This window comes from Vibrio sp. SCSIO 43140, assembly GCF_023716585.1.
Taxonomy (GTDB): domain Bacteria; phylum Pseudomonadota; class Gammaproteobacteria; order Enterobacterales; family Vibrionaceae; genus Vibrio; species Vibrio maritimus_B.
Window position 1 is genome coordinate 3,249,030 of record NZ_CP071850.1, and the last position, 20,126, is coordinate 3,269,155.

Annotated in this window: 16 protein-coding genes and 2 tRNA genes; 2 read left to right on the top strand and 16 right to left on the bottom strand. The window is 47.0% G+C overall.

Annotation, left to right across the window (positions count from 1 at the left end; translation table 11 throughout):
• Positions 1 to 13: 13 nt before the first annotated feature.
• From infB to rlmE, 10 genes are all read right to left on the bottom strand, one after another.
• Entirely contained in the window at positions 14 to 2,719 is a 2,706-nt protein-coding gene (gene infB / locus J4N45_RS15575; protein WP_252012371.1) for a translation initiation factor IF-2, read from the bottom strand.
• Positions 2,720 to 2,741: 22 nt separating this feature from the next.
• Positions 2,742 to 4,229 carry a transcription termination factor NusA gene (nusA, locus tag J4N45_RS15580; protein WP_234495243.1) on the bottom strand — a complete coding sequence of 496 codons (1,488 nt, stop codon included), beginning with the start codon at positions 4,227 to 4,229 and terminating at the stop codon, positions 2,742 to 2,744.
• A 33-nt stretch (positions 4,230 to 4,262) separates the two neighbouring features.
• Positions 4,263 to 4,718, bottom strand: a complete 456-nt coding sequence (rimP, locus tag J4N45_RS15585) for a ribosome maturation factor RimP (RefSeq protein WP_042473583.1) — start codon at positions 4,716 to 4,718, stop codon at positions 4,263 to 4,265.
• 236 nt (positions 4,719 to 4,954) lie between these two features.
• A tRNA-Met gene (locus J4N45_RS15590) sits at positions 4,955 to 5,031 on the bottom strand.
• 55 nt (positions 5,032 to 5,086) lie between these two features.
• Positions 5,087 to 5,170, bottom strand: a tRNA-Leu gene (locus J4N45_RS15595).
• Positions 5,171 to 5,204: 34 nt separating this feature from the next.
• Entirely contained in the window at positions 5,205 to 5,540 is a 336-nt protein-coding gene (secG, locus tag J4N45_RS15600) for a preprotein translocase subunit SecG (RefSeq protein WP_042473582.1), read from the bottom strand.
• A gap of 279 nt (positions 5,541 to 5,819) precedes the next feature.
• Entirely contained in the window at positions 5,820 to 7,157 is a 1,338-nt protein-coding gene (glmM, locus tag J4N45_RS15605) for a phosphoglucosamine mutase (RefSeq protein ID WP_042473580.1), read from the bottom strand.
• Positions 7,158 to 7,176: 19 nt separating this feature from the next.
• Positions 7,177 to 8,007, bottom strand: a complete 831-nt coding sequence (folP, locus tag J4N45_RS15610) for a dihydropteroate synthase (protein ID WP_252012373.1) — start codon at positions 8,005 to 8,007, stop codon at positions 7,177 to 7,179.
• Positions 8,008 to 8,062: 55 nt separating this feature from the next.
• On the bottom strand, positions 8,063 to 10,036 hold the full coding sequence (ftsH, locus tag J4N45_RS15615; protein WP_252012375.1) for an ATP-dependent zinc metalloprotease FtsH: 1,974 nt from the start codon (positions 10,034 to 10,036) through the stop codon (positions 8,063 to 8,065).
• 106 nt (positions 10,037 to 10,142) lie between these two features.
• Complete coding sequence (gene rlmE / locus J4N45_RS15620) at positions 10,143 to 10,772, bottom strand: 23S rRNA (uridine(2552)-2'-O)-methyltransferase RlmE (RefSeq protein ID WP_042496566.1); 630 nt, start codon at positions 10,770 to 10,772, stop codon at positions 10,143 to 10,145.
• A gap of 112 nt (positions 10,773 to 10,884) precedes the next feature.
• On the opposite strand from rlmE, the gene yhbY reads away from it, so the two are divergent.
• Positions 10,885 to 11,181, top strand: coding sequence for a ribosome assembly RNA-binding protein YhbY (yhbY, locus tag J4N45_RS15625; protein ID WP_042473875.1), 297 nt, complete (start codon positions 10,885 to 10,887; stop codon positions 11,179 to 11,181).
• 182 nt (positions 11,182 to 11,363) lie between these two features.
• Here yhbY and greA read toward each other — a convergent pair whose 3' ends face one another.
• Positions 11,364 to 11,837 carry a transcription elongation factor GreA gene (gene greA / locus J4N45_RS15630; protein ID WP_252012377.1) on the bottom strand — a complete coding sequence of 158 codons (474 nt, stop codon included), beginning with the start codon at positions 11,835 to 11,837 and terminating at the stop codon, positions 11,364 to 11,366.
• Between the two features lie 421 nt (positions 11,838 to 12,258).
• Here greA and dacB point away from each other — a divergent pair, with 421 nt between their 5' ends.
• Positions 12,259 to 13,698 (top strand): serine-type D-Ala-D-Ala carboxypeptidase, encoded by a 1,440-nt coding sequence (gene dacB, locus J4N45_RS15635; protein ID WP_252012379.1) that lies wholly within the window; start codon positions 12,259 to 12,261, stop codon positions 13,696 to 13,698.
• A gap of 46 nt (positions 13,699 to 13,744) precedes the next feature.
• On the opposite strand, the gene J4N45_RS15640 is transcribed toward dacB, so the two are convergent.
• From J4N45_RS15640 to ileS, 5 genes are all read right to left on the bottom strand, one after another.
• Positions 13,745 to 14,593 (bottom strand): magnesium transporter, encoded by an 849-nt coding sequence (locus J4N45_RS15640; RefSeq protein ID WP_234495238.1) that lies wholly within the window; start codon positions 14,591 to 14,593, stop codon positions 13,745 to 13,747.
• 462 nt (positions 14,594 to 15,055) lie between these two features.
• Positions 15,056 to 16,012 (bottom strand): 4-hydroxy-3-methylbut-2-enyl diphosphate reductase, encoded by a 957-nt coding sequence (gene ispH / locus J4N45_RS15645; protein ID WP_252012381.1) that lies wholly within the window; start codon positions 16,010 to 16,012, stop codon positions 15,056 to 15,058.
• 40 nt (positions 16,013 to 16,052) lie between these two features.
• On the bottom strand, positions 16,053 to 16,484 hold the full coding sequence (gene fkpB, locus J4N45_RS15650) for an FKBP-type peptidyl-prolyl cis-trans isomerase (RefSeq protein ID WP_112459689.1): 432 nt from the start codon (positions 16,482 to 16,484) through the stop codon (positions 16,053 to 16,055).
• A gap of 130 nt (positions 16,485 to 16,614) precedes the next feature.
• Positions 16,615 to 17,118 (bottom strand): signal peptidase II, encoded by a 504-nt coding sequence (gene lspA, locus J4N45_RS15655; protein ID WP_042473570.1) that lies wholly within the window; start codon positions 17,116 to 17,118, stop codon positions 16,615 to 16,617.
• 130 nt (positions 17,119 to 17,248) lie between these two features.
• Positions 17,249 to 20,077, bottom strand: a complete 2,829-nt coding sequence (ileS, locus tag J4N45_RS15660; RefSeq protein WP_252012384.1) for an isoleucine--tRNA ligase — start codon at positions 20,075 to 20,077, stop codon at positions 17,249 to 17,251.
• Positions 20,078 to 20,126 lie beyond the last annotated feature (49 nt).

The window sequence follows — 20,126 nt, forward strand, 5'->3', positions numbered from 1 at the left end:
GCGATTTTGTCAATTAGTCTAGAGTACGTTTGATTTCAACGATTTCGAATACTTCGATTTGGTCGCCAACGCGAACATCGTTGTAGTTCTTAACGCCGATACCACACTCGTAACCGTTCTTAACTTCTTGAACGTCATCTTTGAAGCGGCGTAGAGATTCTAGCTCACCTTCGTAGATTACAACGTTATCACGCAGTACGCGGATAGGGTTGTTACGCTTGATAGTACCTTCTGTCACCATACAACCAGCGATTGCGCCAAGTTTTGGAGACTTAAATACGTCACGTACTTCTGCAAGGCCGATGATTTCTTGCTTGAATTCAGGAGCAAGCATACCGCCCATTGCTTGTTTCACTTCGTCAATCAACTGGTAGATGATTGAGTAGTAGCGTAGGTCTAGGTTTTCAGTATCTACAGTACGGCGAGCAGAAGCATCAGCACGTACGTTGAAGCCTAGGATGATCGCGTTAGAAGCTGCTGCTAGTACTGCATCAGTTTCAGTAATACCACCAACACCAGAACCCACAATGTTCACTTTAACTTCGTCAGTAGACAGTTTCAGTAGAGAATCAGAGATTGCTTCTACAGAACCCTGTACGTCCGCTTTCAGTACTACGTTAAGCTCAGCAACGTCACCAGCAGTCATGTTCGAGAACATGTTTTCTAGTTTCGCTTTTTGCTGACGCGCAAGTTTCACGTCACGGAATTTACCTTGACGGTAGTTTGCTACTTCACGAGCTTTACGCTCATCACGTACAACTGTTGCTTCGTCACCTGATGATGGGACACCAGATAGACCTAGGATCTCAACTGGGATAGATGGACCAGCTTCAGTCACTTCTTTACCTAGTTCGTCACGCATCGCACGTACACGGCCGTATTCTTGACCACAAAGTACGATGTCGCCTTTACGTAGCGTACCAGATTGAACCAGTACAGTAGCAACTGGACCACGGCCTTTATCTAGGAATGATTCTACAACCACACCAGATGCCATGCCGTCAGCAACCGCTGTTAGCTCAAGTACTTCTGATTGAAGTAGGATAGCTTCTAGAAGACCATCGATGTTAGTACCTTGTTTCGCAGAGATGTGAACGAACATGTTCTCACCGCCCCACTCTTCAGGGATAACGTCGTATTGCGCCAGCTCGTTCTTAACGTTGTCTGGGTTCGCGTCTTCTTTATCGATCTTGTTCACTGCAACAATCAGAGGAACGCCCGCCGCTTTCGCGTGCTGGATAGCTTCGATTGTTTGTGGCATTACACCATCGTCTGCAGCTACTACTAGAACAACGATATCTGTCGCTTGAGCACCACGAGCACGCATTGCGGTAAACGCCGCGTGTCCAGGAGTATCAAGGAAAGTGATCATGCCGTTGTCAGTTTCTACGTGGTATGCACCGATGTGCTGAGTAATACCACCCGCTTCGCCTGATGCAACGTGAGTACGACGGATGTAGTCAAGTGTCGATGTCTTACCGTGGTCAACGTGACCCATGATAGTTACAACAGGAGCACGAGAAACTGCTTCAGATGTTTCATCACGGTCAGACAGTACTGCTTCTTCCAGTTCGTTCTCTTTACGTAGAACCACTTTGTGGCCCATTTCTTCAGCAACAAGCTGTGCAGTTTCTTGGTCGATAACTTGGTTGATAGTCGCCATTGCGCCCATCTTCATCATCACCTTGATAACTTCTGTTGCTTTCACAGACATCTTGCTTGCTAGCTCAGAAACAACAACGGTTTCGCCGATTACAACGTCTTGCTTAGCAACCTGAGCTGTCTTATCGAAGCCGTGCTGCATAGACGTTGGCTTAGCCAGTTTGCCTTTCTTACCACGCTGGTTACGACCGCCACGACCGCCGCGGTTGTCTTCTTGCGGGCTAGCTTTCTTCTTACGACGACGAGGTGCTTTCTCTTCTTTACGGTCTTGAGCATCTTCTGCTTCACGAGCGTACGTAGAAGTTGTCGTGTGGTAATCTGCTTTTTCGTTGTCTTTAGATTTTTTCTCTTCTTCAGACCAGCGAGCGGCATTCTCTTCCGCTAGTTTGCGAGCTTCTTCAGCTAGACGAGCCGCTTCAGCTTCCGCCTTACGTTGCGCCTCTTCTTCTTGACGACGTTTTAGTTCGTCAGCTTCTTTCTTCGCTTCAGCATTCTTTGCGTTCATTTCTTTCTTAGCCTTTTCCGCTTCTTCGCGCTTAGCAGAATCTGCTTCAGGTTGCTCAGCCTCACGTTTAGCTTTTTCCTCTGCTAGACGTTTTTCTTCGGCTTCGCGCTGAGCTTTCTCTTCTGCTTCACGCTGTGCTTTCTCTGCAGCTTCACGTTTGGCTAGCTCTTCGGCTTCACGTTGGGCACGCTCTTCCGCCTCACGATTTGCTGCTTCCTCAGCTTCACGTTTTGCTTGCTCGTCGATCGCACTGCGCTTGACATAAGTGCGCTTCTTGCGCACTTCTACTTGTACATCTTTGCTCTTACCGCCACCGGCAGAAACAGACAGAGTGCTACGAGTTTTACGCTGCAGCGTAAGACGAGTAGGCTCTGACTCACCAGATGTATCACCATGTTCTTTCTTAAGGTGAGTAAGAAGCGTTTGCTTCTCTTCATCGTTCACCTGATCGCTTTCTGATTTCTTCAGACCAGCATCAGCAAGTTGTTCAATTAGGCGTTCAACTGGCGTACCAATCTCTTCGCTAAGTGCTTTAACCGTAAGTTTTGTCATGCAACTACCTCCTTGCTGATTATTATTCTTCGTCGCCGAACCAACAGATGTTACGTGCAGCCATGATTAGCTCACCTGCGCGCTCTTCTGTTAGCCCTTCAATGCCCTCTAGCTCATCGACACCTTGATCTGCAAGGTCTTCAAGAGTAGCTACACCTTTTGCAGCCAGTTTAAATGCCATTTCACGCTCTAGACCTTCTAGTCCTAGTAGGTCTTCAGCTGGCTCAACACCTTCGAATGACTCTTCCTGAGCAAGAGCTAGTGTCGTTAGGGCATCTTTTGCACGGCTACGAAGCTCTTCTACAAGCTCTTCGTTTAAGCCGTCGATTTCTAGAAGCTCGTTAACTGGCACGTATGCCACTTCTTCTAGAGTTGAGAAGCCTTCCTCAACAAGCATTTCCGCGAAGTCTTGCTCGATGTCTAGGTGCTTCATAAAGTTTTCGATAGAAGCTGATGCTTCTTCTTGGTGTTTCTTCTGAAGGTCTGCAACTGTCATTACGTTCAGTTCCCAACCTGTAAGTTGAGATGCTAGACGTACGTTTTGACCGCTACGACCGATAGCTTGCGCTAGGTTATCTGCTTCAACTGCGATGTCCATTGCGTGCGCATCTTCATCAACGATGATAGAAGCAACGTCTGCTGGCGCCATTGCGTTGATAACAAACTGAGCAGGGTTATCGTCCCAAAGAACGATATCGATACGCTCACCGCCAAGCTCACCAGAAACCGCTTGTACACGTGCACCACGCATACCAACACACGCACCCACAGGGTCGATACGCTTGTCGTTTGTTTTCACAGCGATCTTCGCACGAGAACCCGGATCGCGCGCCGCACCTTTCAGCTCGATTAGCTCTTCAGCAATCTCTGGTACTTCCACACGGAACAGCTCAGCAAGCATTTCTGGCTTAGAACGAGTAATGAATAGCTGGAAACCGCGAGCTTCAGGAGCCACTTTGTATAGAAGACCACGTACGCGGTCACCTGGACGGAAGTTTTCACGTGGAAGCTGGTCATCGCGTAGGATCACGGCTTCTGCGTTGTTACCAAGGTCTAGAATGATAGTGTCACGGTTAACTTTCTTAACCACACCTGTCACTAGATCGCCTTCGTTGTCGATAAACTGCTCAACGATTTGCGCGCGCTCAGCTTCACGTACTTTCTGTACGATAACTTGCTTCGCTGTTTGCGTCGTGATGCGGTCAAACGTTACTGACTCGATTTCTTCTTCTACGAAGTCGCCTAGTTCAACAGATTCATCGTCATACTGCGCAGCTTCGATAGAAATTTCTTTCGTTGGGAATTCAACTTCTTCTACTGCCATCCAGCGGCGGAAAGTTTCAAATTCGCCAGTTTTGCGGTCAATAGCAACACGAACTTCAATTTCCATTTCGTGTTTTTTCTTTGTAGAGGTTGCCAGTGCAATCTCTAGCGCTTCAAAGATACGCTCACGAGGAACAGCTTTCTCGTTAGAAACTGCTTCTACTACCGCTAAAATTTCTTTACTCATTTATCTAGCCTCTAAGCTTTTATTATTAGGGACCTAAAATTTAGGGATAAGGTTAGCTTTTGAAATGTTGCTTAGCGCCATTTCTTCTTCGTTACCATCAGCAAGGATGGTCACTGTCTCGCCTTCAATAGATTGGATGACACCTTTCCATTTACGACGGTTGCCGACAGCCATTTTTAGAACGATGCTGACCTCGTGACCAATAAATTGTTGGTAATGTGCTGCTTTGAAAAGTGGTCTTTCTAGGCCTGGTGAAGACACCTCTAGGTTATAAGCCACCGTAATTGGGTCTTCGACATCCATTACTGCACTTACTTGATGACTTACTTCTGCGCAAGCATCAACAGTAATACCATCTTCATGGTCGATATAGATTCGAAGGGTAGAATGCTCACCTGCACGGATGAACTCTAAACCAACAAGCTCGTAGCCAATTGCCTCAACAGGCGCTTCGAGCAATTCTGTAAGTTGTCTTTCTAAACCAGTCATTTAACCACTCCAGAAACAAAAAAAGGGCATATAGCCCAATTTAAATTCCAAGCACTTGTATTTGCGGCCTTTTAAAAAGCGCAAATAACAAAAAACCCCGATAGTCGGGGTTTTTTGTTGCTGGACCCTGATCATCGAGAAAAAATAACACCCTAAAAAGATAGTTGGTGTTTCCTCGATGTGCAGTGATTTTTTCACACTGCTAAACTTGCAATCCATCAACACTTAGAAAGTATTGGTTGCGGGGGCCGGATTTGAACCGACGACCTTCGGGTTATGAGCCCGACGAGCTACCAAGCTGCTCCACCCCGCGTCCGACGTGCTGAGCATTATACGCTCAACAACCTGTATTACAAGTTTATAAATAATGGTGCCGAGAGAGGGACTCGAACCCTCACACCAAAGGCACTAGCACCTCATGCTAGCGTGTCTACCAATTTCACCATCTCGGCATCTAAGCTTTTCAATTCGTTAGAATCAATCGACTTATTGAGGGATCTCGTCGCTGTTTTCAGCTGGAACATCACTCGCTGCATCAGCTGCTTGCTCAATCACTTGACCTTGAGTAGGGTCAACCCATTGAGACTCACCTTTGTGAGTGTACATGTTGCCAAGTACTAAGCTGATAACAAAAAATACGATTGCAAAAATTGCAGTCATTCGGGTTAGGAAATTTCCTGAGCCACTAGCACCAAACACTGTGTTTGAAGCGCCAGCACCGAATGAGGCTCCCATATCTGCGCCTTTACCTTGTTGAATCAACACTAGGCCAATAACACCAAGCGCAGCCAACAGGTAAATCACAAGTAGAACTTGAATCATGTGTCCACCTATGTTCCTAATTGTTGAGCCAGCGCTGCTTTCCTTGCTGAACGCATTGAAAACCTGGCTATGACCTCCTAAGAGAAGGCGGTGGCAATACTAGCGAATGCCGCACTGACTGACAAGAGAAAAATGACAAAAATCTTTCGCCGAGCAACTGAACGCTCAAAAAAAGGGCAAAAGAACAATTACCGATAAGAATAAGCGAGTAATCATATAAAAAATAAGCAAGAACCAAAAGAACTAATTTGGTTCTTGCTCATGCTAAATAGTCTCTACTTAGCAGTTTTCTTTTACGATATCAGCAATGTACTGTGCTGACTGATTCACTAGCGCGTCATCCTCGCCCTCAACCATAACACGCAGCAGTGGCTCTGTGCCCGATTTGCGAAGTAGTACACGACCTTTATCGCCAAGATCCGCTTCCGCTTTCGCTACCGCCTGTTTTACAGCTTCTGCTTCTAGCGGGTTTGCATCGCCACTGAAACGAACGTTAATCAGCACTTGTGGGTAGAGCGTCATGCCACTTGCGAGTTCATTGAGCGACATCTTCGCGCCAATCACAGAAGCAAGCACTTGTAGCGCAGCCACGATAGCATCACCCGTCGTGACTTTATCAAGCAGAATAACGTGACCTGAGTTTTCTGCACCGATGCGCCAGTCACGCTCAAGCAATTGCTCCATTACATAGCGGTCACCAACGGCTGCGCGAACGAATGGGATTCCAAGTTGCTTAAGACCGTTTTCCATACCTAGGTTGGTCATTAGAGTACCGACAACTCCACCTTTTAGCTCGCCACGACGTAGTGCGTCACGGGCAATAATGTAGGCAATTTGGTCGCCATCCACTTTGTTACCTAGGTGATCGACCATGATGATGCGGTCGCCATCACCATCAAAAGCAAGGCCAAGGTCGGCTTTTTCTTCAACCACTTTTGCTTGTAGAGCTCGTACGTCCGTGGCACCCACTTCAGCGTTAATGTTGGTACCATCTGGGTCAACACCAATAGAAATTAGCTCAGCGCCAAGCTCTTTAAATACTGAAGGTGCGATCTTATAAGTGGCACCATGAGCACAATCGATAACGATTTTTAGACCGGCTAGGCTCAAATCATGTGGGAAGGTGCTCTTACAAAACTCGATATAACGACCCGCCGCATCGGTCAAACGACTTGCTTTACCAAGCTCTGACGACTCAACACACTCAATTTCTTTATCCAGCTCTTCTTCAATCGCTAGCTCAATTGAGTCCGGAAGTTTTGTCCCCTCAGAAGAGAAGAACTTAATGCCGTTGTCATAATATGGGTTATGCGAAGCTGATATAACGATGCCAGCTTCCGCGCGGAAAGTCTGCGTAAGATAAGCCACAGCAGGAGTTGGCAATGGACCAGTAAAGATGGCTTTTAGACCCGCAGCAGAAAGACCCGCCTCTAGAGCCGATTCCAACATATAGCCAGAGATACGCGTGTCTTTACCGATGATTACTTTTTTTGTGCCTTGCTTTGCAAGAACACGACCCGCAGCCCAGCCTAGTTTAAGTACAAAGTCAGGTGTAATTGGGTATTGGCCCACTTTTCCACGAACACCGTCGGTACCAAAATAACGTCGTTGTGACATTCTATTTCCTTATTCGTTTTTATAAATTTGATTGCATCATCTGGACGATTTTCATCGCCTCAACGGTTTCCACCGCATCATGAACGCGGATAATCTGTGCCCCTTTCGCGGCAGCGAGCGTCGCACAGGCAAGGCTTCCCGCTAAACAGTCCGCAGGCGCTTTATCTAACAATTTGAAAATCATTGATTTACGCGACATACCAGCAAGAATAGGCAATTCAAATTGATGGAATTTATCTAGATGCGCTAGCAGATGATAATTATGTTCGAGTGTTTTGCCAAATCCAAAACCCGGATCTAGGATGAGTCTATCACGAGAAATGCCGGCAGCTTCGCACGCAGAGATACGTTCTTGTAAGAATTCCGCCACGTCTTTCAAAAGATCCTCATAGGTCGGATTCATTTGCATAGTGCGCGGCTGACCTTGCATATGCATCAGACAAATCGGCACGCCAGCCTTAGCCGCCACTTCTACAGCGCCAGGTTCTTGAAGTGCACGGACATCATTAATGATATCCGCCCCCGCTTCTACCGCTTGACGCATCACTTCCGCCTTACTCGTATCGACAGAAATCCACACGTCATGTCGTTCACGGATGGCTTTAATGACCGGGATAACACGCTTTAGCTCTTGTTGCAGCTCAACGTCTGGCGCTCCGGGGCGCGTTGACTCGCCGCCTACATCGACAATCGTAACCCCAGACGCAACCATAGCGTCAACTTGTTCAAGTGCGGCATCAACCGAATTGAATTTACCACCATCGGAGAATGAGTCTGGCGTGACATTGACGATGCCCATGACTTGGGGCGTATCGAGAGAGAGTGTTTTGTTGTTTGCTTGTAAAATCATAACTGCTTTAAACGACAAAAGCCCCGAGCTAGGCTCGGGGCTTAATCACAAGTGGTTACTCTGAGTCTTTCTTAGTTGGCTCAGAAGACACGTTTTCTGCCTTTGTTTCTGAGTCAGCGGCTGGCGCAGCTGGCTCTTCTACTTTAGGCTCTTCAGCTTTAGGCTCAGGTTTAGCCTCTGCCTTTTCTTGCTGCGCTGCCGCTTGGTCAGCCCAGCCTGCTGGCTCACGAATATCCGATTTGCGCTCCATCAGGTCATCAATCTGACCTGCATCGATGGTCTCGTATTTTACAAGCGCATCTTTCATGGCGTGCATGATATCCATGTTGTCTTCGAGTATCTGCTTAGCACGATCGTAGTTTCGGTCAATCAAGAGACGAACTTCTTCGTCAATCAGTTTCGCCGTTTCACCCGATACGTGTTTCGTTTGGGTTACGCTACGACCTAGGAACACTTCACCTTCATCTTCCGCGTACAGTAGAGGGCCCAGTTTTTCCGAGAAGCCCCACTGTGTCACCATCTTACGAGCGATATCTGTCGCACGTTCGATATCGTTTGATGCGCCTGTTGATACCTTGTCTTTACCGTAGATAAGTTCTTCGGCCAGACGACCGCCGTACAAGCTTGAGATCATCGACTCAAGGTGCTGACGAGACATGCTCACACGGTCTTGCTCTGGTAGGTACATAGTCACACCCAGTGCACGACCACGTGGAATGATAGATACCTTGTACACAGGATCGTGCTCAGGAACCAAGCGACCAACGATGGCGTGACCCGCTTCGTGGTATGCCGTTGACTCTTTGGTTTCTTCAGAAAGCACCATAGAGCGGCGCTCTGCACCCATCATGATCTTGTCTTTCGCTAGTTCGAACTCAACCATAGACACGTTGCGTTTGTTACCACGCGCTGCAAACAGAGCAGCTTCGTTTACTAGGTTAGCAAGGTCTGCACCAGAGAAGCCTGGCGTACCACGTGCGATCAAAGATGGCTCAACGTCTGACGCTAGAGGTACTTTGCGCATGTGTACTTTCAAGATCTGTTCACGACCACGTACATCAGGTAGACCAACCACAACTTGACGGTCAAAACGACCAGGACGAAGTAGTGCTGGGTCAAGTACGTCAGGACGGTTAGTTGCTGCAATAACGATGATACCTTCGTTACCTTCGAAACCATCCATCTCTACAAGCATTTGGTTAAGGGTTTGCTCACGCTCATCGTGACCACCACCAACACCAGCGCCTCGCTGACGACCTACCGCATCGATTTCATCGATGAAGATGATACAAGGTGCTGCTTTCTTCGCTTGTTCGAACATGTCACGCACACGAGATGCACCAACACCCACGAACATTTCTACGAAGTCAGAACCAGAAATCGTAAAAAACGGTACCTTCGCTTCGCCGGCAATCGCTTTAGCAAGAAGCGTTTTACCAGTACCTGGAGGACCAACCATTAGAACACCCGTTGGGATCTTACCGCCCAGCTTCTGGAAGCGGCTTGGATCACGTAGGTAGTCTACGAGCTCTTTCACGTCCTCTTTTGCTTCGTCACAACCTGCAACGTCAGCAAAGGTGGTTTTAATCTGTTCTTCGCTCATCATGCGAGCTTTACTCTTACCAAACGACATAGCGCCTTTACCGCCGCCGCCTTGCATCTGGCGCATGAAGAAAATCCAGACACCGATAAGAAGAATCATAGGGAACCACGAGATGAAGATAGTGCCAAGCAGGCTCTGCTCTTCCGGTGGCGTACCCGAAACTTTCACGTTTTGATTAATTAGGTCATCAAGAAGTTTTTGATCATAAACTGGCATGTAAGTCACAAAACGACTGCCACCGCCACGACGAGTAAAGGTTATCTCGCTGTCTTTGAATTGAGCTTCTTGAATCTGGCCATTGCCAACTTCCTGTACGAACGTGGTGTAATCTACCGCTCGACCGTTACTTTCTCCCGGCCCAAAGCTTTGGAATACCGACATCAACACAACGGCGATGACTAACCACAAAATTAAATTCTTTGCCATGTCACTCAAGGTGTCAGCCTCTCGATAACTAATTGTAATTAAAGGTAGGGTACTACAGTTTTTAGGCTGTAGCTACATTGTTAATTTTGTCTTTGTAAACTAATGTTCAGCCTTTGAAACCATTAGCCACAATAAACACCTCACGAGAGCGAGCTCTAGATGAGTCAGGCTTGCGAATCTTCACAACTTTGAAGGCTTCACGTACCTGTTTTACGTATTCATCAAACCCTTCGCCTTGGAACACTTTCACGACGAAACTGCCGCCAGGTGCTAAAGTTTGATGACACATATCTAATGCTAGTTCAACAAGATACATTGCTCTAGGCTGATCGACAGATAAGTTTCCTGCCATGTTCGGAGCCATATCAGACATTACTACGTCGACCATATCCGGTTGGATTCTTTCTAATAGTGCATCGAGCACCGCTTCTTCACGAAAATCGCCCTGAAGGAAACTCACACCAGAGATAGGATCCATTGGCAACAAGTCACAGGCAATCACCTGTCCTTCGTCGCCAACGACTTTGGCTGCGTATTGAGACCACCCACCAGGAGCAGCACCAAGATCAACCACAGTCATCCCAGGTTTCAGTAGCTTATCTTTATTTTGAATCTCTTCAATCTTAAAGATAGCACGTGAACGATAGCCTTTTCGTCTGGCCTCGTTGGCATATTTATCATCAAAATGCTCTTTTAGCCAACGACCAGAACTGGCCGAATGTTTTTGCTTACTCATTCAATTTCCAACTCGATAAGGGCAAGCCCTTAGAATAAAGTATAGTCTTCGTCATTAGATGGCGTTAAAATACGACTTTTCAACCCTAATAGTAAATAAATTTGGCCGCGTTATGAACCTAAGCACCAAACAAAAACAGCACCTAAAAGGCCTAGCACACGCACTGAAACCCGTTGTGCTTATGGGCGCAAATGGACTAACAGAGGCTGTTCTAGCGGAAATCGAAATCGCTCTTGACCACCACGAACTGATTAAAGTGAAAGTGGCGTCAGAAGACCGTGAAACTAAACTGCTGATTATCGACGCAATTGTGCGCGAAACGAAAGCGGAAAAAGTTCAGGTTATCGGTAAGACTCTTGTTCTTTACCGTCAGTCAGAGCAAAAGAAAATCGAACTGCCACGCAAGTAATTTGTTGAACAGTTGATTTTATAGAAACAATTTGTTTCAAAGTGGAAAAGGTCGCATCTGCGGCCTTTTCATTTTTCTGACAATGGGTATCTGTCAAACGAGCGCGATGCCACCATCATGCAGGCACAAAAAAAGCCGCCAATTTGACGACTTTCTTTCAACCTTTCATTCAACAACACTGCTTAAACGTAAGCAACCTTGTCGATTTCGAAGTCCTTTTGACCACCAGGAGTTACGATAGTTACTTCGTCACCTTCCATTTTACCGATAAGGCCACGCGCGATCGGTGAGCTTACTGAGATGCGACCAGCTTTAATATCTGCTTCGTCATCACCCACGATTTGGTATGTCTGCTCAGCATCCGTATCGATATCAATGAGAGTCACAGTAGAGCCAAAGATGATCTTGCCCGTGTTGTCTAGCTTAGTCACATCGATAACTTGCGCTACAGACAGCTTGTATTCAATATCACGAATTTGCGCTTCACAGATACCCTGCTCTTCACGAGCCGCGTGATATTCTGCGTTCTCTTTTAGGTCGCCAAGTTCACGCGCTTCTGCAATTGCTTCAGAAATCTGTGGACGAAGTTTAAGTAGACGATCTAGCTCTTCACGTAGCTGCTGTTCGCCACGTACAGTCATTGGAACCTTTTCCATTATAACAACCTCTTTTCCAAAGCATCCTTTGGACAATAAAACCCTACTCAAGCAAGCCTGAGTACAATTTGAAAAATAAACTGGATTAAGCCTAGTGTAATCAATCCGTGGATACAAATCACTGAGATTCAGATATTAAGGTAATGGGCACACCCGACTACTTGCACTGGCTATAATGCTCTTAGTTAAGAGGATCGGAATAGATCCCTTCGAGCAACGCAACAATATAGCCTAGTTGGCTTTGATTTCGCAAGGCTAACTGCATTTAGGTTAGCACGAAAATGTGAGCGATGTAGATTCACTATATCGAAGCCGTACAAAGACTATCCGATACCACTTTTTGCGAAAATTTAACGCTTTATCTCGACTTAATAGGTTGCTAGCCTACATTAAAACTAAGCCCATTCTTCTTTGAACCGCCATGACACCTAAACTCTCACTCAGCTGTCTTCTGCTTTTTTCATCATCGATATTTGCCGCCGGCATCGATGCCAGCAAGCACTTACCATACGGCAGTCGAAATGCACAGCTAATCGCACCACTCTCAAGCCCAGATCAGCCTCTTATCGCGGAAAATACCGATCAATTCTTTCCACCAGCGAGTACGTTAAAAGTCGTCACAGCTTTGGCAGCAAAGCTGACGCTACCCGATAGTTTTCGATTTGAAACCACGCTTTATACATCAGGCAATGACCTGATCATCAAGTATTCAGGAGATCCTACCTTTAGTCGAGAATCACTGACGACTATGCTCAAAGAGGCGAAATCAGAAGTAGGTTCACGCTTTAATAATATTTGGTTAGATGACCGAGCTTTCGCAGGCTATCAGCGCGGTGTTGGGTGGCCTTGGGATATTCTTGGGGTTTGCTACAGCGCTCCAGCGTCGGCCATTACCCTTGACGGTAATTGTGTCCAAGGCGCGCTCTACACCAATAGCAATGGTTCCACACGTGTTAATATCCCATCACACCAGCCTGTCAGTGCATCAACTACTGCGCTTAGCGTATCCAAACAACAACAAGAGCAAAGTCATTGCGACCTAGAGCTCGAAGTCAGCCCAAATAACCAGTACTCGATTAGTGGCTGCGCGGTGCAACGTCAGTCCCCCATCCCCCTTAAATTTGCTGTCTCTTCTCCTGAGCAATTTACAGTCGACGTAATTAAATCTGAGTTACAACGCCTTGGCGTCACGCTCTCAGGTGAAGTGCGAGTAGGTACGCCCAACATAACCAGCCAGAAGCCACTGTTCGTCCAGCGCTCTCGTCCGCTGAATGACCTGCTTGCTGTCATGCTCAAAGATTCCAACAACCTCTATGCGGATAACATCACCAAAACCCTAGGCGCGACCTACTTTAATGAGCCCGGCTCTTTTAACAACGGTACTGAAGCGATTAAAGCCATTTTGAAAGATAAAGCGGGCATCGATCTTGAACTCGCCGTTCTTGAAGATGGCTCAGGATTATCTCGTAATAACCGTGTGACAGCCAATCAGATGCAGCACGTCCTTAGCTACATCCATAACAATGACAGCCAATTAAAACTCGCTCGATTAATGCCAGTTTCAGGAAATAACGGCACACTAAAGTATCGCTCAAGCATGCGAAAAGCCCCTATAAAGGGTGCACTTGTCGCAAAAAGTGGTTCATTGTTTGGTACTTACAATATGATGGGATTTGGCCTGGGTAGTAAAGGAGAACGTGAGAGCTTGTTCGTGCAATTTGTGACGGACTATCACCCTCAGAAGCCTACGACCAGCAAACCTGTAGAGTCGCCGCTCACCCAGTTCGAGAAAGCCTATTATCGACAAGTCGTCGATTACAGTTTCTCGTTAGAACGCTCAAACAACAAAGCGCAGCAATAGCTGCGCTTTGCGTTCTCTGCGATTAGATAGCCGAGTTCTTGAGTGGTTAAGACAATCCTAAGAAGTGATTGACCACAGTGAAGTAAATCCACATACCTGAGATATCAACGATAGAGGCTAGCACTGGGCTCACAAGCACTGCTGGGTCCAGTTTGAATACACGTGCAATGATTGGTAACACGCCACCTAGAGTCGTGGACACTGTGACCTGAATAAACAGTGCCACGGCAATGGCCATCGCAATCAAGTTAATATCAAAGCCACCCGCTGAGTTTGCATCGCCAAAGACCAGTATGCGCCCTACCATCACGAGTGCAACGGCTGCCGCAAGACAGACCGCCACGCGGCTTTCTTTCCACAACACGTCAAGCCACTGCCTTTTGCGTAGCTCGCCTGTCGCTAAAGCTCGAATGACCAAGGTCGCAGCCTGAGTACCCGTATTACCGCCAGCGGCGGCGATCACCGGCATATAGACGGCAAGCAGTACAAGCTGGCTAAGCGTATCTTCATACTGTGCAATAATAAGCCCAGATACGATACCCAATAGAGCCAACGTAATGATCCAGCCAATACGCTGTTTAACGTGCTCGAGTACACCTGTTGTTAGATAGCCACCTGTGGTTTCCGCTTCTGAGTGAATTAACCCCAAATGGTGAGCGAACAGTCTTGCTCGCTTATCGTGACCTTGCAGATCAAGTTCTTCAATTAGAAATTGCACTTGCCCTAGGGCACAGTGTTGTAACACACCTACTGCTTCATCAATCGGCATCACTGTCAGTAAGTTCAGTTGCTGATCTGTGTCGTATTGTAGGAATGCTTTTGTTGCTGCACTGATCTCCTCTTCCGAGAAGCGAGGTGCTGCATTTTCAATATATGTATTGCTCATTACCGTCATGGCGAATCTCCCGATTAGCGTTGGTAACGACCATCAAAACGTCAACTCTCTATGGGCGCAGTTAGACACAGTACAACTGCCATGCAACAAGCACACTTATAGAGTGACTAAATAGAAGAAAGGAGAAAAATATCAGGGTGTTACAGAAAGGAATACACCTACCTCAACGGTAGGAGCGAAGATCGCAATTACCGACGTGAGGCTATTCTTCTCCTTTCATACTAGGAGGATGGTCGGTATTGTTCATAGTTATCTCCGAAAAAACTACCCTACTGGTAGCGCGGCGTAGGATACCAAAATACGCCTGTGAGTAAAGTCCAATTTCGGTATAGAAATCTTTTTTTACTTTTGTTCATATAAGTGTCATTTCACAGGCACGAACTCGTTGTTTTTCTTCATTCTTATACAACAAAAAACGCCGCGTGAGAAACGCGGCGTTTTCGATAGACATTGATATCCCTATCAATCGACAACCTTCACTTGAAGCTCTCTTGGCACCTCAAAGAACATGTTCTCCTCACGGCCTAAGACTTCTTCCACGTCATCAGCACCTAGGGCTTTGATTCGGTCGATGATTTGATTAACCAGTTCTTCTGGCGCTGACGCACCCGCGGTCACGCCAACCAGACCTTTACCTTCAAACCACTTTGCTTCAATCAGATCAGGCGTGTCTGTGAGGTATGCCGGTGTACCCAGTTTTTCTGCAAGCTCTTTCAGACGCGTTGAGTTCGAAGAGTTGGTCGAGCCTACGACAACCATAACATCCACGGCACCAGCTAGTTCACGGACTGCATCTTGGCGGTTTTGCGTTGCATAGCAGATGTCATCTTTACGAGGGCCTTGGATCTCAGGGAACACTTCGCGAAGCTTATCAATCACATCCGCGGTTTCATCCACAGACAGTGTGGTTTGACTCACGTAATGAAGGTTACTTGGGTCTTTAACCTCGAGCGTTAGTACGTCTTCTGGACGCTCAACAAGGTACATGCCGCCAGTCTCACTTGAGTACTGACCCATAGTCCCTTCCACCTCTGGGTGACCTGCATGGCCAATAAGCACTACTTCCATATTACGGCGACTCGCACGAGCCACTTCCATATGGACCTTAGTTACCAGCGGACAAGTCGCATCAAATACCGTCAGTTCACGCGCTTTTGCTTCTTTACGAACCGCTTGAGACACACCGTGAGCTGAAAAGATCACAATGTTGTCATCAGGCACTTCACTCAGTTCCTCAACAAAGATCGCTCCACGCTGCTTAAGGCCTTCAACCACGAAACGGTTATGTACCACTTCATGACGAACATAGATTGGCGGCTGATACATCTCAAGCGCACGTTCAACAATGCTGATCGCTCGGTCTACACCCGCACAAAAGCCACGTGGGTTAGCTAGTTTAATTTTCATTTCATTACTCATTGAGGAACCGCTATTACTTATCGTATTTATCTGGGTGGTTTTATTCTACTTCGAGAATTTCAACTTCAAAGGTGACATCTTGCCCTGCTAACGGGTGATTAAAATCGACCGTTACCGAATCACCCGCAATATCCGTAATGATACCAGGGATCTCCATACCATCAGGACCAGAGAAGGCCATTATTGTACCGACTTCAACCTCAGAGTCACCTACAAACTTTGCGCGATCCATATGGTGAACATTGTCTGGATTTGGCATACCAAACGCATCTGCGGCTTTTAATTCAATGGCTTTGTTGTCACCAGACGTCAAACCCACCAAGCATTTTTCAAAATTGTCACTTAAGCTACCGTCACCAATAATAAATTTGGCTGGCTTACCCATATTATGGGTGCTGTCGGCTACAGAGCCATCGCTCAGCTTAATAGTAAAATGGAGGGTGACAGCGCTATCTTGGGAAATGATGCTCACGTTACGGCTTCCTTGTGTTATTGAGTCTGTGTTGATTGATACGCACAGCAGCTCTTTATCATTTAGCTTGTTATATAAAAAAGCGCCGTGCATATCAACGCACAGCGCTTAAGGTTATTCGTTATCTGCGCTACTTTTGCTCTTTATTGCGAAAGCTATCGATAATAATCATCGCCGCACCAATACAGATCGCCATGTCTGCTAGGTTGAAAGCAGGCCAATGATAGTTGCCCCAGTAAAAGTCCAAGTAGTCGACAACAAAGCCATGAACCACACGATCAAAGACATTACCTACTGCGCCGCCGATGATCATGGCATACGCAATGTTGTTCCACTTCTCTTTTGCCGGAAGCTTGCTCATCCAATAGGTCAGCATACCGGTGACGACAAACGCGATGCCGGTGAACAGCCAGCGCTGCCAACCTGCCTGGTCGCTTAAGAAGCTAAATGCTGCACCATAGTTATGGACGTAGAGCAAATTGAAGAATGGCAAGATTTCAATTCGATTTGCCCAACCGTAACCCATGTTATCCATGACTACGAGCTTGATGCTGATATCAGCAATAAAAATCACTACCGCTAGCCAAAGCCAGCGTACACCTGATTGTCGAAATGTGATTGCCGTTTCGCTCATCTGTTTCCTTTATCGCTACCTTTGGTAGCAAACACTCAATGAATTATATGTTCAATCAGTTAGCTGATAAAAACAACCCCAGTAAAAACTGGGGCTGTTAAATCTTTCAAAAGTTCCGGTTAGCTTACCATTAAGCGAACTTACGAACTTCGCCTTCACCGTCTACGTTCGATACGCAGCGACCACAAATCTTCTCGTGACCCGCGATAGTACCTACGTCTGGAGTGTGATGCCAACAACGGTCACACTTCTCATTTTCAGTAGCTGCTACTTCAACGAATAGACCTTCTAGGTCTGTTGCTTTCGCTGCATCTGTCTTCTCAGACATTGGCTTAACCGCTGCTGCAGACGTTAGCAATACAAAACGTAGCTCGTCTTCTAGTTTGCTAAGCTTCGCCGTTAGCGCATCATCAGCAAACAGTGTGATTTCAGCTTGTAGTGCACCACCGATGGTTTTCTCGCCACGAGCCGCTTCAAGCTGCTTGTTTACTGCATCACGAACCGTTTGGATTTCAGCCCAGAATTCGTTGTTTAGCTCTTCGCCTTCAGCAAGACCGAACAGACCTTCGAACCACTCGCCAGCGAACACAAACTTCTCACGCTTGCCTGGCATTTCGTTCCAGATTTCATCAGCAGTGAACGACATGATAGGTGCCATCCAACGAACAAGTGCTTCAACGATGTAGTAAAGCGCTGTCTGACAGCTGCGCTGTGCGTGTCCGCCCAGTTTCGCTGTGTACTGACGGTCTTTAATCACGTCTAGGTAGAACGAGCCCATTTCGATAGAGCAGAACTGCATTAGACGCTGAGTCACGCCGTGCGTGTTGTACTCTTCGTATGCTTTTACGATCTCTTCTTGAGCCGCTAGCGCGCGACCTACCGCCCAGCGATCCAGGGCCACCATTTCTTCTGCTGGTACTAGGTCAGTTTCTGGGTTAAAACCGTTTAGGTTTGCTAGGAAGAAACGAGCCGTGTTACGGATACGACGGTAAGCATCTGCAGAGCGTTTTAGGATTTCATCAGAAACCGCAACTTCGCCAGTGTAGTCAGTCGATGCTACCCATAGACGCAGGATGTCCGCACCTAGCTTGTTAGTCACATCTTTTGGCGCAACAACGTTACCGATTGACTTAGACATCTTACGGCCGTGACCATCCACCACGAAGCCGTGCGTTAGCACTTGCTTGTATGGCGCTTCGTCTTTCATCGCGATAGATGAAATCAGCGAAGACTGGAACCAACCACGGTGTTGGTCAGAACCTTCCAAGTATAGGTCTGCACTGTTGCCGTTAAATTCTTCACGAGAATCTACAACCGAGTAGTGAGTCACACCAGAATCGAACCAAACGTCGAGTGTATCCAGAACTTTCTCGTACTGGTCAGCGTCGTCGCCAAGTAGGTCTGCGATTTCTACATCCCACCAAGCTTGAATGCCCTTCTCTTCCACTAGCTGAGCCACTTTTTCAATCAGCTCTAGCGAGTTTGGATGAAGTTCTGCTGTCTCTTTGTGAACGAACAGAGCGATTGGCACACCCCAAGTACGCTGACGAGAGATACACCACTCAGGACGACCTTCAATCATGCCTTCGATACGGCTTTGACCCCACTCAGGCATCCATTCAACACCCTTGATTGACTCTAGTGCTTTTGCACGTAGACCCGCCTGGTCCATAGATACGAACCACTGAGGTGTTGCACGGAAGATGATTGGCGTCTTATGGCGCCAGCAGTGTGGGTAGCTATGCTCGTATGCATGATGATGAAGTAGAGCACCTTTTTCTTTCAGTACTTCTACAACCGCATCGTTAGCTTTAAACACGTGCTGGCCAGCAAATAGCTCAGTATCAGGCAAGTAAACGCCATTTGAACCTACTGGGTTCGCCACTTCTAGATCGTATTTTTGACCAACCGCGAAGTCTTCTTGACCGTGGCCAGGTGCTGTGTGAACCACACCAGTACCTGATTCAGTCGTTACGTGATCGCCTAGGATCGCAGGAACAGTGAAATCATAGAATGGGTGGTTGAACTGAGAAAGCTCTAGATCCGCACCTTTCGCAAAACCAAGGTTGTGGAAGTGCTCGATACCCGCACGATCCATCACGTCTTTCGCAAGCTCAGAAGCCACGATAATACGCTCAGGGTTGTCACCCTCAGTTTGGATAAGTACGTACTCAAGATCGTCACGTAGACATACCGCACGGTTAGCTGGCAGCGTCCATGGTGTGGTCGTCCAGATAACAATTGAGATGTCACCCTGACCTTCATGACCTTCGCTTAGTGCGAACTTAGACACTAGCGCAGCTTCGTCTGCCGCTTTAAAGCGTACATCGATAGAAGGAGACACTTTATCTTTGTACTCAACTTCTGCTTCAGCAAGTGCAGAACCACAGTCTGTACACCAGTGAACTGGCTTGAAGCCTTTTAGTAAGTGACCGTTATCAGCGATCTTACCTAGTGCACGGATGATGTTTGCTTCAGTTGCAAAGTCCATAGTGCGGTAAGGCTTGTCCCACTCACCAAGAATACCTAGACGCTTGAAGCTCTCTTTTTGACCTTCAACCTGACCTGCCGCGTATTGGCGACATTTCTCACGGAATTCAGCCGCAGTCACTTTTTGACCTGGCTTACCCACTTTCTTCTCTACCATTAGTTCGATAGGCAGACCGTGGCAATCCCAACCTGGAATATATGGTGCGTCAAAACCTGAAAGTGTTTTGGATTTAATAATAATGTCTTTAAGAATCTTGTTTAGAGCGTGACCAATGTGAATGTCACCATTCGCATATGGAGGGCCATCGTGTAGCACGAAGGATTTTTTGCCTTTTTTAGCTTTACGGATCTCACCGTAAAGATCTTCTTTGTACCAACGCTTAAGCATTTCTGGCTCACGATTGGCCAGGTTGCCGCGCATTGGAAACCCTGTTTCAGGTAGGTTCAGGGTATCTTTATACTCACTCATCGATTCTTAATTCCGTTGTATTGGGCGAAAGTTAGACATTATGTTAGCG

Bases quoted from the DNA above. Each gene is read 5' to 3' on its own strand.
- infB (WP_252012371.1), bottom strand. From the start codon at position 2,719: ATGACAAAACTTACGGTTAAAGCACTTAGCGAAGAGATTGGTACGCCA.
- nusA (WP_234495243.1), bottom strand. From the start codon at position 4,229: ATGAGTAAAGAAATTTTAGCGGTAGTAGAAGCAGTTTCTAACGAGAAA.
- rimP (WP_042473583.1), bottom strand. From the start codon at position 4,718: ATGACTGGTTTAGAAAGACAACTTACAGAATTGCTCGAAGCGCCTGTT.
- secG (WP_042473582.1), bottom strand. From the start codon at position 5,540: ATGATTCAAGTTCTACTTGTGATTTACCTGTTGGCTGCGCTTGGTGTT.
- glmM (WP_042473580.1), bottom strand. From the start codon at position 7,157: ATGTCACAACGACGTTATTTTGGTACCGACGGTGTTCGTGGAAAAGTG.
- folP (WP_252012373.1), bottom strand. From the start codon at position 8,007: ATGATTTTACAAGCAAACAACAAAACACTCTCTCTCGATACGCCCCAA.
- ftsH (WP_252012375.1), bottom strand. From the start codon at position 10,036: ATGGCAAAGAATTTAATTTTGTGGTTAGTCATCGCCGTTGTGTTGATG.
- rlmE (WP_042496566.1), bottom strand. From the start codon at position 10,772: ATGAGTAAGCAAAAACATTCGGCCAGTTCTGGTCGTTGGCTAAAAGAG.
- yhbY (WP_042473875.1), top strand. From the start codon at position 10,885: ATGAACCTAAGCACCAAACAAAAACAGCACCTAAAAGGCCTAGCACAC.
- greA (WP_252012377.1), bottom strand. From the start codon at position 11,837: ATGGAAAAGGTTCCAATGACTGTACGTGGCGAACAGCAGCTACGTGAA.
- dacB (WP_252012379.1), top strand. From the start codon at position 12,259: ATGACACCTAAACTCTCACTCAGCTGTCTTCTGCTTTTTTCATCATCG.
- J4N45_RS15640 (WP_234495238.1), bottom strand. From the start codon at position 14,593: ATGACGGTAATGAGCAATACATATATTGAAAATGCAGCACCTCGCTTC.
- ispH (WP_252012381.1), bottom strand. From the start codon at position 16,012: ATGAGTAATGAAATGAAAATTAAACTAGCTAACCCACGTGGCTTTTGT.
- lspA (WP_042473570.1), bottom strand. From the start codon at position 17,118: ATGAGCGAAACGGCAATCACATTTCGACAATCAGGTGTACGCTGGCTT.
- ileS (WP_252012384.1), bottom strand. From the start codon at position 20,077: ATGAGTGAGTATAAAGATACCCTGAACCTACCTGAAACAGGGTTTCCA.